Raw genomic sequence first — 17,460 nt, 5'->3', positions numbered from 1 at the left:
AGCCTCAATGCTTTTGGTTGTCGGTTATATCGGCCGGAAAGGGCAGTCGAGCGCGATGACGAATCAGCACCCCTTTGAGCACCCCGTGGCACATGACGCACCCGATGGGGCCATCGCGGTCATCGGCCTGTCGTGTCGCCTTCCGGGAGCCCCGAGCCCGGGGGCCTTCTGGGATCTGCTCCGCAGCGGAACGGACGCCATCACCGAGGTGCCCGAGGGACGCTGGGAGTCCGCGACCGGTGCCGCCGCGCCCGAGGACACCGTGCCGGGGATGCGCCGGGGCGGCTTCCTGCACCGGGTGGACACCTTCGACGCCGCCTTCTTCGGCATCTCACCGCGCGAGGCCGCCACCATGGACCCGCAGCAGCGGCTGGTGCTGGAGCTGGCCTGGGAGGCGCTCGAGGACGCGGGCATCGTCCCGGCCGCGCTGCGCGACAGCCGCACCGCCGTCTTCGTCGGCACCCTGCGCGACGACTACGCGGCCCTGCTCTACCAGCACGGGGTGGAGGCGATCACCCAGCACACCATGGCCGGTGTCAACCGGGGCGTCATCGCCAACCGCGTCTCCTATCACCTGGGACTGCGGGGCCCCAGCCTGACCGTCGACTCGGCCCAGTCGTCGTCGCTGGTCGCCGTCCACCTGGCCTGCGAGTCGCTGCGCGGTGGTGAGTCGGAGGCGGCCATCGTGGCGGGGGTCAACCTCAACATCCTCGCCGAGGGTGCGGTCACCGAGGAGCGGTTCGGCGGGCTGTCCCCGGACGGCACCTCCTACACCTTCGACGCCCGCGCCAATGGATTCGTACGGGGCGAGGGCGGCGGAGCCGTCATCCTCAAGCCGCTCTCCCGCGCGGTCCGCGACGGCGACCGCGTGTACGGGGTCATCGTGGGCAGCGCGGTCAACAATGACGGGGCGACGCCGGGCCTCACCGTCCCCGGCCGCGACTCCCAGGAGCAGGTGCTCCGCGAGGCGTACGAGAGGGCGGGAGTGGACCCCGGGGCGGTGCAGTACGTGGAGCTGCACGGCACCGGCACACCCGTCGGCGACCCGATCGAGGCCGCGGCCCTCGGCACGGTGCTCGGCGCGGGGCGGGCCGGGGGCGGGCCGCTGCGGGTCGGCTCGGCGAAGACCAACGTCGGCCATCTCGAAGGCGCCGCGGGCATCGTGGGCCTGCTCAAGACCCTGCTGGCGCTCAGCCATCGCGCACTCCCCCCGAGCCTCAACTTCCGAAGCCCCAACCCGGCGATCGACCTCGCCGGGCTCGGGCTGGAGGTGCAGCGCGAGCTGACCGGCTGGCCCGCGCCCGACCGCCCGCTGCTGGCTGGGGTGTCCTCCTTCGGCATGGGCGGCACCAACGCGCATGTCGTGCTCGCCGAGAGCCCCGTACCCGCGCCCGAGCGGGACCGGGCACCGGCCGGGCCCGCCGTCATCCCCTGGGTGGTCTCCGGCCGCACCGCGGACGCCCTGCGCGCCCAGGCCGAGCGGCTGGTCGAGGCCGTCGCGGCCGACGACACCCTCGACCCGGCGGACATCGGCCTCTCCCTCGCGGCACATCGCACCCTCTTCGGCCACCGCGCCGTCGTCCTCGGCGAAAGCCGCGCGGCGCTGCTGGAGGGGCTCGCGTCCGTGGCCCGAGCCGCCTCCTCCCCGGGCGTCGTGATCGGCGGCGCGCCCACCGGCGCGGAGTCGCCGGGCGGCCCGGCGCTGCTGTTCACCGGTCAGGGCGCGCAGCGCGTCGGCATGGGTCTCGAACTGCGCCGGTCCTTCCCGGTGTTCGCCGACGCCCTCGACGAGGTGTGCGCCCATCTCGACCCGCTGCTGGACCGCCCGCTGAGCGAGCTCATCGCCTCCGGCGACGGCCTGGACGAAACCCATCTCACCCAGCCGGCGATCTTCGCGGTCGAGGTGGCGCTGTACCGCCTCGTCACCTCGTGGGGCCTGGTGCCCGAGTACGTCGCGGGCCACTCCATCGGCGAGATCGCCGCGGCGCACGCCGCCGGGGTGCTCTCGCTGGCGGACGCCGCCACGCTGGTGGCCGCGCGGGGCAGGCTGATGGGACGGCTCCCGGCCGGGGGTGCGATGGCCGCCGTGCGGGTCGAGGAGGACGAGCTGCGGGCGCTGCTCGCCGATGAGCCGGAGGCCGAGGTCGCCGCCGTCAACGGCCCGCGGTCCACGGTGGTCTCGGGCACCGGGGACGCCGTCGACCGAATCGTCGCACAGCTGGTGGAACGGGGTGTCAAGGCCCGCCGGCTGACGGTCTCGCACGCCTTCCACTCCCACCTGATGGACCCGATGCTGGACACGTTCCGCCGCGTCGTCGAGGGCCTGACCTTCCACGAACCGCGGCTGGCGGCCGTGTCCACCGTCACCGGTGAGCCGGTCGGGCCCGGACAGTGGTCGTCGCCGGAGTACTGGGTGGAGCAGGTGCGCCGCCCGGTGAGGTTCCTCGACGCGGTACGCGCCCTGGAGGACGCCGGCGCCACCACCTTCCTCGAACTCGGCCCGGACGGCGTCTGCTCGGCGATGGCGGCCGAATGTGCCTCCGACGCGGAGACCGTGGCGTCGGTCGCGGCGCTGCGGTCCGGACGTCCCGAGGCCCGGACCCTGCTCACCGCCCTGGCCACGGTGTTCGTCCGGGGCGGGCGGGTGGACTGGGGGGCGGTCTACGCGGGCAGCGGCGCCCGCCGGGTCGGCCTGCCCACGTACGCCTTCCAGCGCGAGCCGTACTGGATCGGCGGCGCGGCCCGGGCCGCGGCGCTCCCCGCCGCTCCCCCGGCCCCCGTGGCGCCCCCCGTCCCCGCCGTCCGGGCGGAGACCGTGGCGGACCTCGAAGGGCTCGTCACCGCCCGGATCGCCGCCGTACTGGAACTGACCGATGAGCGGCGCGTCGGGATCCACACCTCTTTCAAGGACCTGGGCTTCGACTCGCTGATGTCGGTGGAGCTGCGCGACGCGCTGTCCGCGGCCACCGGGCTGCGACTGCCCAGCGGACTGCTGTTCGACCGGCCGACGCCCGCCGCGCTCATCGACCATCTGCGCACCCTGCTGGCCGATGACCCGGTCCCGGACGACGTGGCCGAGCAGAGACGGCCCGGTGCCGATGTCTCCGCCGAGCCCATCGCCATCGTCGGGATGGCCTGCCGCTACCCCGGCGGAGTCGCCTCGCCCGAGGACCTGTGGCGGCTCGTCGCCGACGGCGGCGACGCCATCTCGGGGTTCCCCACCGACCGGGGCTGGGACGAGGACCTCTTCGACCGGGACCCGTCGCGCGGCGGCAAGAGCTCCGTGCGCGAGGGCGGCTTCCTCCACGACGCCGCCCGGTTCGACGCCGCCTTCTTCGGGATCTCACCGCGCGAGGCGCTGGCGATGGATCCGCAACAGCGGCTGCTGCTGGAGACCGCGTGGGAGGCCCTGGAGCAGGCCGGGCTGAACGCCGCCACACTGGCGGGCAGCCGTACGGGCGTCTTCGTGGGCGCCACCACGCTCGACTACGGGCCGCGGATGCACGAGGCACCCGACAGCGTCGAGGGCCATGTGCTGACCGGCACCACGCCGAGCGTGATGTCCGGCCGGATCGCCTATCACCTGGGACTGATCGGCCCGGCCGTGACCGTGGACACCGCGTGCTCCTCGTCGCTGACGGCGCTGCACCTGGCGGTGCGTTCGCTGCGCTCCGGGGAGACCACGCTCGCCCTCGCGGGCGGCGCCACGGTGATGTCGGCGCCGGGGATGTTCGTGGAGTTCTCCCGGCAGCGCGGACTCGCCGCCGACGGGCGCTCGAAGTCCTTCGCGGCCGCCGCCGACGGCACCTCGTGGGCCGAGGGGGTCGGGCTGCTCGTGGTCGAGCGGCTCTCGGACGCCCGTGCCAAGGGCCATCGGGTGCTGGCCGTGATCCGGGGCAGCGCGGTGAACCAGGACGGTGCGAGCAACGGCCTCACCGCGCCGAACGGCCCCTCCCAGGAACGGGTGATCCGCCAGGCACTGGCCGACGCCGGGCTCCACGCCACCGAAGTGGACGCGGTGGAAGCCCACGGCACCGGAACCCGGCTCGGCGACCCCATCGAGGCCGAGGCCCTCATCGCCGCCTACGGGAAGGGGCGTGAGCGGCCGCTGTTCCTCGGCTCGCTGAAGTCGAACATCGGGCACGCCCAGGCGGCGGCCGGGGTCGGCGGTGTGATCAAGATGGTGCAGGCGATGCGGCACGGTGTACTGCCCAAGACCCTGCACGTGGACGAGCCGACACCACGGGTGGACTGGTCGGCCGGGGCTGTGGAACTCCTCACCGAGCCGACCGACTGGCCGGAGGCCGGCCGCCCCCGGCGCGCCGCCGTCTCCGCGTTCGGCATCAGCGGCACCAACGCCCATGTGATCCTCGAACACGACCCGGCGGAGGTGCCCGCCGCCCCCGCCGGCGGGCCGGCCGCCTCCGCCGTTCCCGCCCCCTGGGTGATCACAGCCCACGACGAGACGGCCCTGCGCGCCCAGGCCGCCCGGCTGCTCGACTTCGCCCTCGCCGATCCGGCACCGGCGGCAGCCGACATCGGGCTCTCCCTGGCCACCACACGGACCGCACTCGACCAGCGGGCGGTCGTTCTCGGCAACACGGCCGAGGGCTACCGTACGGCCCTCGAGGCGCTGGCCCGGGGCGCCGAAGCTCCCGGGCTGGTGACCGGAAGCGCCACCGGGGCGGTCCGGACCGCGTTCCTCTTCACCGGGCAGGGTGCCCAGCGGGCCGGTATGGGCCGGGAGCTCCATGCGGCCTCCCCCGTCTTCGCCGCCGCCCTCGACGAGGTCTGCGCGGCGCTCGACCCCCACCTCGAACGGCCCCTGCGCGATGTGATGTTCGCCGCCGAGGGCAGCGTCGAGGCCGCCGCCCTGCACCGGACCGGGTACACCCAGCCCGCGCTGTTCGCGATCGAGGTGGCGCTGTTCCGGCTGCTGGCGCACCACGGGCTCACCCCCGCCCTGCTCGCCGGGCACTCGATCGGCGAGCTGGCCGCCGCCCACGCGGCCGGGGTGTTCTCGCTCGACGACGCGGCCGCGCTGGTCGCCGCCCGGGGGCGGCTGATGGAGGCGGCGCGGCCAGGCGGAGCCATGATCGCGATCGAGGCCAAGGAGTCCGAGCTGGCCGCGGACCTCGCCGAGCACACCGGCCGACTCGGCATCGCCGCCGTCAATGGACCCACCTCCGTGGTGGTCTCAGGCGACGAGGACGTGGCCGAGCGGATCGCGGCCGACTGGCGGTCGCGGGGCCGCAGGACGCGCCGGCTGACGGTCTCGCACGCCTTCCACTCACCGCATATGGACGGCATCCTCGACGCGTTCCGCGACATCGCCGGGGGCCTGGCCTTCCACGCGCCCACGATCCCCATCGTCTCCACCGTCACAGGTGAACTCGCCGACGCCGCCACCCTCGCGTCACCCGACTACTGGGCCGGCCAGATCCGCGCCACGGTCCGCTTCCTGGACGCGGTGCGCACCCTCGAGCGGCACGGTGCCGGGGTCTTCGTGGAGGTGGGCCCGGATGCCGTGCTGACCCCGCCGGTCCGTGCCGCCCTCACCGGTGAGGCCACCGCCGTCCCGCTGCTGCGCTCCGGCCGCTCCGAGCCCGAGACCCTCGCCGCGGGCCTCGCCACCGCGCACGCGCACGGCGCCCCGCTCGACGCCGGTTCGTTCTTCCCCGGTGCGCGCCGGATCGACCTGCCGACGTACGCCTTCCAGCGCGAGCACTACTGGCTCTCCCCCGCGCCACCCGCCGACGCCCGGGGACTCGGCCTCGACTCGGCGGATCATCCGCTGCTGTCCACCACGGTGGAACTGGCCGGGCGCGAGGAATTGGTCCTCACCGGCCGCCTCGGCACGGGCAGCCATCCATGGCTGGCCGATCACGCCATCGACGGCACGGTCCTGGTGCCCGCCACGGCCTTTCTCGAACTGGCCCTGGCCGCGGGCGGCCGCCTCGGCGCCGACCGGGTGGAGGAGCTGACGCTGGAGGCGCCGCTGGCACTGCCCGCGCAGGGTTCGGTCCGGGTACAGGTGACGGTGGACGGCCGCGATGCCTCCGGGGCCCGTGCCTTCAGCGTCCACGCCCGCCGCGACGGCACCGACGACGCCACCCCGCCGTGGACCCGCCACGCCTCGGGTGTCCTGGGCGACGCGGCAGGCCCGGACCACGGCGGGCCGGACGAGACGCTGTCGCAGTGGCCGCCCGCGGATGCCACGCCCGAGCCGCTGGACGGTGTCTACGAGCGTCTCGCCACGCTGGGATACACGTACGGCCCCGCCTTCCAGGGGCTCACGGCCCTGTGGCGCGCGGGCGAGGTCCGGTACGCGGAGGTGTCCCTGCCGGACGCGCACCGGGCGGACGCCGCTCGCTTCGGCATCCACCCCGCACTGCTCGACGCGGTCCTCCATCCGCTGGTGCTGCATGCCGCCGACGCGGCGGGGGACACCGCCGCCGAGTCGATCAGACTGCCGTTCGCCTGGGGCGACACCACGCTGCACGCGACCGGTGCCGCTACCGTGCGGGTGCGCATCTCCCCCACCGGAGCCGACACGTTCGCGCTCACCGTGGCGGACCCGACCGGCCGACGCGTGATGTCGGTCGAGTCGCTCGCGCTCCGGCCGGTCGCCCGGGACCGGACGGCCCCGGGCGGTGGCGGCCATGACCTCGACGCCATGTTCGGGGTCGAGTGGACGGACGTCACCGCGCCCGACGCGGGCGCGGTGCGGATCGCCGAGGCCGTCGAGGGTGAACTGCCCGACCCGGACGGAGCGGACGCGGTGTGCGTCCACGTCGACCGGCTCCGTACACCCGCGCCCGGTGGGGGCCTGCCCACGGACGGCCGGGATGTGCCCGCGGCCGCCCGGGAGACGGCGGTGGCGGTGCTGGACCTGGTGCGGCGGTTCCTCGCCGAGGAACGGTACGACGGGAAACGGCTGATGGTCGTCACCCGGGGTGCCGTGGCGACCGCCGACGGCGAGGCCCTCGCCGCACCCGTCGCCGCCCCCGTGTGGGGACTGGTCCGCGCGGCGCAGTCCGAGCACCCCGGCCGTCTGGTGCTGGTGGACCTGGACGCGCACACCTCCGATGCCGGGGTCGAGCGGCTGCTGCCCAACGTCCTCGCCACGGGCGAACCGCAACTCACCGTCAGGGCGGACCGGTTGAAGGTGCCCAGGCTGGTCCGGGCGGGCCGGGTCGATGACGCGGCGCCCGTCGCCGTGGCCCCGGACACCACCGCACTCATCACCGGCGGCACCGGCGGGCTCGGTGCGCTGTTCGCCCGGCATCTGGTGGTGTCGCACGGTGTACGGCGGCTGCTGCTGGTGAGCCGCCGCGGCCCGCAGGCACCCGGAGCGGCCGAACTCATCGCCGAACTGCGCCGGTTGGGCGCGGAGGACGTCGATGTGGCCGCGTGCGATATGACCGACCGCACAGCGGTGGCCACGCTGCTGACCCGCTTCTCCCCGGACCGGCCACTCGGCGCCGTGATACACACCGCGGGCGTCCTGGACGACGTCACCATCGAGGGACTCACACCGGAACGGCTGGACACCGTCCTGCGCCCCAAAGTGGACGCCGCCTGGCACCTGCACGAACTCACCCGCGACCTCAACCCCACCGCCTTCGTCCTCTTCTCCTCCGTCTCCGGCCTCCTCGGCACCGCCGGCCAGGCCAACTACGCCGCCGGCAACACCTTCCTCGACGCCCTCGCCGCCCACCGCCACGCCCAAGGACTGCCCGCCCTCTCCCTCGCCTGGGGACTGTGGGACGGCACCCATGGCATGGGCGGCTCGCTCGGTGGGGCCGACCTCGCCCGCTGGAGCCGTGCGGGTGTCAGAGCGCTCACCCCGGACCAGGGGCTCGCCCTGTTCGACGCGGCCCTCGCGGGCGGTCCGGCACTGCGCGTCCCCGTCGCCCTGGACCTGCCCGCCCTGCGGGCGCTCACCGATGAGCCACCAGCCCTGCTGCGCGGGCTCGGCACCCGGTCCCGCCCCCGCCGCGCCGCCGCGCGGTCCGCCGCACCGGGCGAGCCGGTCTGGGCACAGCGCACCGCCGCACTCCCCGATGAGCAGCGCCGGGACGCGGTGCAGGAGCTGGTGCGCGACACGGTGGCGGCTGTACTCGGTCATGCCGACACCACAACGCTCGACCCCCGGCGGGCCTTCAAGGAGATCGGGTTCGATTCGCTCGCCGGTGTGGAGCTGCGGAACCGGCTGAACGCCACCACCGGGCTGCGGCTGCTGCCGACGGCCGTCTTCGACCATCCGTCGCCGCAGGCGCTGGCCGAGCACCTGCTCTCCAAGATGTCGGACACCGTTCCCGCCCCTTCCCGGACCATCGCCCCGTCCCGCTCCGTCCCCTCGGACGAGCCGATCGCGATCGTCGGGATGGCGTGCCGCTATCCGGGCGGGGTGGCCTCGCCGGAGGACCTGTGGCGGCTGGTCATGGACGGCACGGACGCGATCAGCGAATTCCCGGTCAACCGGGGCTGGGACCTGGACGCGCTCTACGACCCGGATCCCGAGAAGACCGGCACCTCGTATGTGCGGCACGGTGGATTCCTGCACGACGCCGACCAGTTCGACCGGGAGTTCTTCGGCATCGCGCCGCGTGAGGCGACCGCGATCGACCCGCAGCAGCGGCTGCTGCTGGAGACCGCGTGGGAGACCTTCGAAAGCGCCGGGCTGGACCCGGACACCCTGCGCGGCTCCCGCACGGGCGTGTTCACCGGCGCCATGTACGACGACTACGCCTCCCGGCTGTCCGCCAGTCCCGAGGAGTACGAGGGCTTTCTGCTCGCCGGTAACCTCTCCAGCGTCGTGTCCGGCCGTCTTTCGTACGTCTACGGGTTCGAGGGCCCCGCCATCACCGTGGACACCGCGTGCTCCTCATCCCTGGTCGCCCTGCACCTCGCGGCGAACGCACTGCGCTCCGGCGAATGCGATCTCGCACTCGCGGGCGGCGTCACCGTGATGGCGGGGCCCAGTGTCTTCGTGGAGTTCTCGCGGCAGCGTGGGCTCGCGGCGGACGGCCGGTGCAAGTCGTTCTCGGCGGCCGCCGACGGCACCGGCTGGTCCGAAGGCGTCGGACTCCTCCTCGTCGAACGACTCTCCGACGCCCGCACCAACGGACACCGCATCCTCGCCCTCCTCCGCGGCAGCGCCGTCAACCAAGACGGCGCCAGCAACGGCCTCACCGCCCCCAACGGCCCCGCCCAAGAACGCGTCATCCACCAAGCACTCACCACCGCCGGACTCCACCCCCACGACATCGACGCCATCGAAGCCCACGGCACCGGCACCCGACTCGGCGACCCCATCGAAGCCAACGCCCTCCACACCACCTACGGCCACAACCGCCAACACCCCCTCCTCCTCGGCTCCCTCAAATCCAACATCGGCCACACCCAAGCCGCCGCAGGCGTCGGCGGCATCATCAAAATGATCCAAGCCATCCACCACGGCACCCTCCCCAAAACCCTCCACATCAACGAACCCACCCCCCACGTCGACTGGACACCCAACACCATCCAACTCCTCACCGAACACACCCCCTGGCCCCACACCGACCACCCCCGCCGCGCCGCCGTCTCATCCTTCGGCATCAGTGGCACCAACGCCCATGTGATCCTGGAGGAGGCCGCCCCGGAGGACGCCGCGCCCGCTGCCGCCGAGCGGCCCGAGCCGCCGCGGGACCCCGCGCCGTCCGCGGTGCCGTGGCTGGTCTCGGGCCGTGGTGAGGCCGCGCTGCGCGCCCAGGCCGCCCGGCTGGCCGACTTCGTCGCCGCCCGCCCCGAGCTGGAGGCCGCGGACATCGGGCTCTCCCTGGCCACCACCCGCGCCCGCCACGACCATGCGGCGGCCGTTGTGGCCGCCGGACGGGACGAACTCCTGGCGGGGCTCCAGGCGCTGGCGCGGGGCGAGGCGTCGCCCTCCGTCGTCCACGCGGGTCCGGGACGGCAGCGCGGCCGGACCGCGTTTCTGCTGACCGGTCAGGGTTCGCAGCGTCTGGGCATGGGCCGTGAGCTGTACGCGTCGTCACCGGTGTTCGCGGCGGCCCTCGACGAGGTGTGCGCTCATCTGGACACCGTTCTCGACCGTCCGTTGAAGAGCGTGCTGTTCGCCCCGGAGGGGGCCGCCGACTCTGCGCTGCTGGACCAGACGGCGTTCACCCAGGCCGCGCTGTTCGCGCTGGAGACCGCGCTGTTCCGGCTGGCCGAACACCATGGCCTCACCCCGGACTTCCTGCTCGGCCACTCCATCGGCGAGCTCACCGCCGCCCATCTCGCCGGGGTGCTCGACCTGCCCGACGCGTGTGTTCTGGTCGCCGAGCGGGGACGGCTGATGCAGTCCGTCCGCGAGGGCGGTGCGATGGCCGCCCTGGAGGCGTCGGAGGACGAGGTGCGCGCCACGCTCGCCGGATACGGCGACGCCGTCGCCATCGCGGCGCTCAACGGCCCCCGTTCCACGGTGATTTCGGGTGACACGTCGGCCGTGGACGAGGTGGCCGCGCACTGGCGGGGAGAAGGCAGGCGGATCAAGCGGCTGCCGGTGAGCCACGCCTTCCACTCGCCCCATATGGACGAGGTGCTCGACGAGTTCCGGGCCGTGGCCGAAGGGGTCACCTTCCGTCCGCCACGCATCCCGGTGGTGTCCAACGTCACCGGTGAGCTGGCCACCGAGGAGCAGCTGACCTCACCCGGCTACTGGGCCCGGCACATCCGCGAGGCCGTCCGCTTCCTCGACGGGGTGCGGCTGCTGGAGGGCCGAGACGTCACCGAGTGGCTGGAGCTGGGCCCCGATGGAGTGCTGACCGCGCTCGTCCAGGACTCGCTGACCGGTGACCCCGGCACCCTGGTCCCCGCGCTGCGCGGGGGCCGGCCCGAGGACCGCTCCTTCGCCACCGCCGTCGCCCGGCTGGCGGCCCGGGGCGCGCCGGTGCGCTGGGACGCGGTGTTCCCCGGCGCCCGTACGGTCGAACTACCCCGATACGCCTTCCAGCGACAGCGGTACTGGCTCCAGGAGCGGGCCACCGTCGGTGACGCCGCCGGATTCGGCCTGTCCCCCGCCGACCATCCGCTGCTCCCCGCCGCCGTGACCCTCGCCGACCGCGATGAGCACGTCCTCACCGGGCGGCTGTCGCGTCGCACCCACCCCTGGCTGACCGATCACACGGTCGCGGACACCGCACTGCTGCCCGGCACCGGGCTGCTGGAGCTGGCCCTCCGGGCCGGTGACCAGCTCGGCGCGGGCGGTGTGGACGAACTGACGCTGGCCGCGCCCCTGGTACTGCCGGAACGAGGCGGGGTCCGGCTGCAACTGGTCGCCGGGGCCGCCGACGACCGGGGCGGGCGCGCCGTACAGATCTTCTCGCGGCCCGATACCGAGGACGCGGACGGCACGTGGACACTGCACGCCCACGGCAGACTGTTCGGCGCGGCCGAGGCCGACGCGGCCCCCGTCGCCGGGCTGACGGCATGGCCACCGCCCGGCGCCACCGAGACCGACCTCACCGGCGCCTACGAACGGCTCGCCGAACGGGGCTACGACTACGGCCCGGCGTTCCGGAACCTGCGCCGGGTGTGGACGGCGGACCGCGAGCTGTACGCGGAGGTCGTGCTCGGCGAGGAGGCGCGCTCGGAGGCGGGGCGCTTCACGCTCCACCCGGCCCTGCTCGACGCCGCGCTCCACACGCTGCTGCCCGGGGTCGCCCGGGACGGGGGCACCTCATGGCTGCCGTTCTCCTGGTCCGGTGTCGACGTGCGGGCCACCGGCGCCACCGCGCTGCGCGTCCGTCTCGCCTTCACCGGTCCGGACACCGGAGCGGACACCGGAGCCGACGCTCGGACGGTCGCGCTGACCGTGGCCGACGCCACCGGCGCGCCGGTCGCCTCGGTCGAGGCGCTCACCCTGCGGCCGCTGTCCGCCGACGCGCTGCGGGCAGCCGCCGACACCTCGGGGGACGGTCTGCTGAAGGTCGGCTGGACACCGCTGCCCGAGCCGTCCACCGCCGTGGAACCGGTCGGCTGGGCCGTCCTCCGCGCCGAGGGGACCGGCGTGCTCGGGCTGCCCGAGGACGCGGTGCGGTCGTACGCCGACGGGCGGGCCGTCGTCCAGGCGCTGGACGAGGGTGCCGAACCGCCGTCCGTTCTGCTGCTGCCCTGCCGCCCGGACGCGGACACGGCGACGACGGACGGTGATGTCCCGGACGCGGTCCGGGCGGCCCTGCGCCGTGTGCTGGCGGACGTCCGGACTCTGCTGGCCGACGAACGCCTCGCCGGCACCCGGCTCACGGTGGTGACCTGGGGCGCCGTCGCCACCCGGTCCGGGGAGGAGGTGACGGATCTGGTCCATGCCCCGGTGTGGGGGCTGCTGCGTTCCGCGTGGACCGAGAACCCGGAGCGCGTCCAGCTCATCGACCTCAGCGCCACGCCCGGCGGGCCCGCCGCGCAGACCGACCTCCTGGTGCGCGCGGTGCACAGTGGCGAGGCGCAGCTGGCGGTGCGCGGCGACACCCTGCTCGTACCCCGGCTGGCTCGTACCCGCCCCGCACCGGAGCCCGCGCCGCAGCCGACACCACGGTGGGACCAGGGCACGGTGCTGATCACCGGTGGCACCGGTGCGCTCGCCACCCTCCTGGCCCGGCATCTGGTGGTGTCGCACGGTGTACGGCGGCTGCTGCTGGTGAGCCGCCGCGGCCCGCAGGCACCCGGAGCGGCCGAACTCATCGCCGAACTGCGCCGGTTGGGCGCGGAGGACGTCGATGTGGCCGCGTGCGATATGACCGACCGCACAGCGGTGGCCACGCTGCTGACCCGCTTCTCCCCGGACCGGCCACTCGGCGCCGTGATACACACCGCGGGCGTCCTGGACGACGTCACCATCGAGGGACTCACACCGGAACGGCTGGACACCGTCCTGCGCCCCAAAGTGGACGCCGCCTGGCACCTGCACGAACTCACCCGCGACCTCAACCCCACCGCCTTCGTCCTCTTCTCCTCCGTCTCCGGCCTCCTCGGCACCGCCGGCCAGGCCAACTACGCCGCCGGCAACACCTTCCTCGACGCCCTCGCCGCCCACCGCCACGCCCAAGGACTGCCCGCCCTCTCCCTCGCCTGGGGACTGTGGGAGGAGACCAGCGACTTCACCGGCCATCTGGCCGAGGCCGACCTTCGCCGTCTGGCCCGTTCCGGGCTGCTGCCGCTGGCCACGGCCGACGCCATGGGGCTCTTCGACGCTTCGTCTGCCACCGGCGAGCCGGTGCTCGCGGTCACCCGTCTGGACACCGCCGCGCTCCGGGCGTCCGGCGGGGGAATTCCCCCGCTGCTGCGCGGCCTGGTACGCGCCGTTCCCCGGCGTGCGGCGGCGGACGACGGCCAGGACAGCGGCGGCGGGCTCGTCGAACGGCTCGCCGCGCTGTCCCCGGCCGACCGCGGCCCCGCACTCACCGATCTCGTCCGCGGACGGGTCGCGGCCGTCCTCGGCCACACCGACCCAGGGGCCGTCGACCCCGACCGGCCGCTCCAGGAGCTGGGCTTCGACTCGCTGACCGCGGTCGAGCTGCGCAACCAGCTCGGCACGGCCACCGGGTTGCGGCTGCCCACCACGCTGGTCTTCGACCACCCCTCGGTGGGCGCGCTCGCGGCGTACCTGCTCGGGCAGCTCGCCGTCGAGGACACCGCCGGGGACATCGGCCCAGCCGGAGCCGTCCTCGCCGAGCTCTCCCGGCTCAGGTCCGCGATCAGGCGGGCCGCGTCGGACGACGCCGGGACGGCCGACCGGATCGCCGCCCAGCTGCGCGAACTGCTCGACGCCGCCGAGCCGGCGGGCGGCCGCACCGGAGCGGGCGGCGAGGACGCGGACGATCTCGAATCCGCCACCGACGAGGAACTCTTCGCCCTCGTCGACGAATTCGACTGAGCGGTCCGGACCGGGCCATGGCCACGACCACGCGCGGTCATCGCCCCGCTTTCGGACATCCGAGCCATCGATCACACCACATCTGGGGAGTTGAGCACCATGGCGGACGAGGGCAAGCTCCGCGACTACCTCAAGAAGGCCATCGCGGACGCCCGTGAAGCGCGCCTGCGGCTGCGCGAGGTCGAGGAGAGACAATGCGAACCGATCGCGATCGTCGGGATGGCGTGCCGCTATCCGGGCGGGGTGGCCTCGCCGGAGGACCTGTGGCGGCTGGTCATGAACGGCACGGACGCCATCGGCCCGTTCCCCGACGACCGGGGCTGGGACCTGGAGGGGCTGTACGACCCGGACCCCGACCGGATCGGCACCTCCTACGGACGCGAGGGAGGTTTCCTGTACGACGCCGACGGCTTCGATCCGGAGTTCTTCGGCATCGCGCCGCGTGAGGCGACCGCGATCGACCCGCAGCAGCGGCTGCTGCTGGAGACCGCGTGGGAGACCTTCGAAAGCGCCGGGCTGGACCCGGACACCCTGCGCGGCTCCCGCACGGGCGTGTTCACCGGGGTGATGTACAACGACTACGGTTCGCGCCCACACGTACCGCCGGAGGACTTCGAGGGCTATCTGTTCAGCGGCAGCGCGGGCAGCATCGCCTCGGGCCGCCTCTCGTACACCTATGGGTTCGAGGGCCCCGCCATCACCGTGGACACCGCGTGCTCCTCATCCCTGGTCGCCCTGCACCTCGCAGCGAACGCACTGCGCTCCGGCGAATGCGATCTCGCACTCGCGGGCGGCGTCACCGTGATGTCCACACCCGTCGCGTTCATCGAGTTCTCGCGGCTGCGCGGGCTCGCGGCGGACGGCCGGTGCAAGTCGTTCTCGGCGGCCGCCGACGGCACCGGCTGGTCCGAAGGCGTCGGACTCCTCCTCGTCGAACGACTCTCCGACGCCCGCACCAACGGACACCGCATCCTCGCCCTCCTCCGCGGCAGCGCCGTCAACCAAGACGGCGCCAGCAACGGCCTCACCGCCCCCAACGGCCCCGCCCAAGAACGCGTCATCCACCAAGCACTCACCACCGCCGGACTCCACCCCCACGACATCGACGCCATCGAAGCCCACGGCACCGGCACCCGACTCGGCGACCCCATCGAAGCCAACGCCCTCCACACCACCTACGGCCACAACCGCCAACACCCCCTCCTCCTCGGCTCCCTCAAATCCAACATCGGCCACACCCAAGCCGCCGCAGGCGTCGGCGGCATCATCAAAATGATCCAAGCCATCCACCACGGCACCCTCCCCAAAACCCTCCACATCAACGAACCCACCCCCCACGTCGACTGGACACCCAACACCATCCAACTCCTCACCGAACACACCCCCTGGCCCCACACCGACCACCCCCGCCGCGCCGCCGTCTCATCCTTCGGCTTCGGCGGCACCAACGCCCATGTGATCCTGGAGGAGGCCATCCCGGAACCGGAGCCCGCGTCCGCGGAAGTCGCCCGGCTCCCTTCGGCTCCATCGGCGAAGGGCCCGGCCACCGTGGCCTGGCTGCTGTCGGCCCGTACCCCCGAGGCCCTCCGCGGCCAGGCGCGCAGACTGCTCGCGCTGGTCGAATCCGAGGACGCCCCCGCCGTCCAGGACGTGGCCTACTCCCTCGCCACCACGCGCACCGGTTTCGTCCACCGGGCGGCGGTGGTCGGCGGCGACGGGGAAAGCCTGATCGCCGGGGTGCGGTCGGTGGCGGAGGGACAGCCGGGGCCGAACGTGGTGACGGGGGCCAGGTCGGCGGGGCGTACGGCGTTCCTGTTCTCGGGTCAGGGGGCCCAGCGTGCCGGGATGGGACGCGAGCTGTACGCCACCTACCCGGCGTTCGCCACGGCCCTCGACACGGTATGCGAAGCACTGGACACCCACCTGGAACGCCCCCTGAAAGAAGTGATGTTCGCCGAAGAAGACACCCCCGAAGCCGCCCTGCTCCAAGAGACCGGATACACCCAACCGGCCCTCTTCGCCTTCGAAACCGCCCTGTACCGGCTACTGGAATCCTGGGGAATCACCCCCGACCTCGTCGCCGGACACTCCATCGGCGAACTCACCGCCGCCCACATCACCGGCACACTCACCCTCCACGACGCCGCCCGCCTCGTCACCACCCGCGCCCGCCTCATGCAAGCCCTCCCCCACGGCGGAACCATGATCGCCATACAAGCCACCGAAACCGAACTCACACCCCTACTCGAACAACACCACCACCAAGCCACCATCGCCGCACTCAACACCCCCACCTCCCTCGTCATCTCCGGAGACCACACCACCGTCACCACCATCGCCCACCACTTCACCACCCTCGGACGACGCACCAACCACCTCACCGTCTCCCACGCCTTCCACTCCCCCCACATGGACCCCATCCTCGAAGAACTCCGCACCACCGCCAAAGAACTCACCTACACCACCCCCAACCTCCCCGTCATATCCACCCTCACCGGACAACCCGCCACCGACGAAGACCTCCGCACCCCCGACTACTGGACCGCACAACTCCGCCAACCCGTACGCTTCTCCGACGCGATCGCCGAGCTGGAGGCCCAAGGCGTCACCACCTTCGTGGAGCTGGGCCCGGCCGGGGTGTTGAGCGGGCTGGTGCCGCAGGCCGTCGCGCGGCCCGACGCTGTCGTGGCCGTGCCCACCGGGCGTACCGGGCGCCCCGAGGCCGAGGTGCTGACGGGTGCGCTCGGGACCCTGTACACCCGGGGCGTCGCGGTGGACTGGCGGGCGTTCTTCGACGGCTCCGGCGCCCGCGCGGTGCCCCTGCCCACCTATGCCTTCCAGCACCGGCGCCACTGGCTGCTGCCCGACCCCGATGACGCCGCGGGGGCCGCGCCGCGAAGGGGCCCGGCCGGGGTGTGGGCCGAGGAGTCCGCGGAGGAGGCCGGGCCGCCGACCCTGGCCGAGCGGCTGACGGTGCTGTCCGAGCCCGAGCGGGAGCGGTATCTGCTGGACACCGTCACCGCCATGGTGGCCTCGGTCCTGGGACATGCCGACCCTGCCGGTATCACCCCCGACCGGCCCTTCCAGGAGCTGGGCTTCGACTCGCTCACCGGTGTCGAGCTGCGCAACCGGCTGAGCGCCGCGACGGGCGCGGACCTGCCGCCCACCCTGGTCTTCGACTATCCGAACCCCGCCGCGCTCACCGCGTACCTGCTGGTGGAGACCGCCCCTCGGCCGGTGGATCCGGTCCGTGCCGTCCATGACGTGCTGGACCGGTTCGAGGGGACGATGGCGGAGCTTCCGCCGGACGAGGAGGCCCGCTCCGGGATCTCCGTACGGCTGCGGGCGCTCCTGGCGGAGCTGTCCGGGCCGCAGAGCGCCCCCGCGACGGTCGAGTCGCTGCCGACGCCCCTCACGGCCGCCTCGACGGACGAGATCTTCGACTTCATCGACACCCAACTCGGCCGCGCGGCCGGCTGAACCGCCGCCACCCCGCCCCCCACCGCGTTCCCGGCAATGTGCTCGCCGCACGGAGGAGA

Annotated in this window: 2 protein-coding genes; both read left to right on the top strand. The window is 73.6% G+C overall.

From position 1 onward, the window contains the following. Positions 1–55 precede the first annotated feature (55 nt). Positions 56–13,921, top strand: coding sequence for a type I polyketide synthase (locus KHP12_RS45290; protein ID WP_211834566.1), 13,866 nt, complete (start codon positions 56–58; stop codon positions 13,919–13,921). A gap of 90 nt (positions 13,922–14,011) precedes the next feature. After that, positions 14,012–17,401 (top strand): type I polyketide synthase, encoded by a 3,390-nt coding sequence (locus KHP12_RS45285; protein ID WP_372455276.1) that lies wholly within the window; start codon positions 14,012–14,014, stop codon positions 17,399–17,401. Positions 17,402–17,460 lie beyond the last annotated feature (59 nt).

The organism is Streptomyces asiaticus (assembly GCF_018138715.1).
GTDB lineage: Bacteria > Actinomycetota > Actinomycetes > Streptomycetales > Streptomycetaceae > Streptomyces > Streptomyces asiaticus.
The sequence above is the reverse complement of the archived record's forward strand: the minus strand, read 5'-3'. Positions and strand labels throughout refer to the sequence as shown.

Coding starts and splice junctions, on each gene's coding strand:
- KHP12_RS45290 (WP_211834566.1), top strand. CDS start 56: ATGACGAATCAGCACCCCTTTGAGCACCCCGTGGCACATGACGCACCC.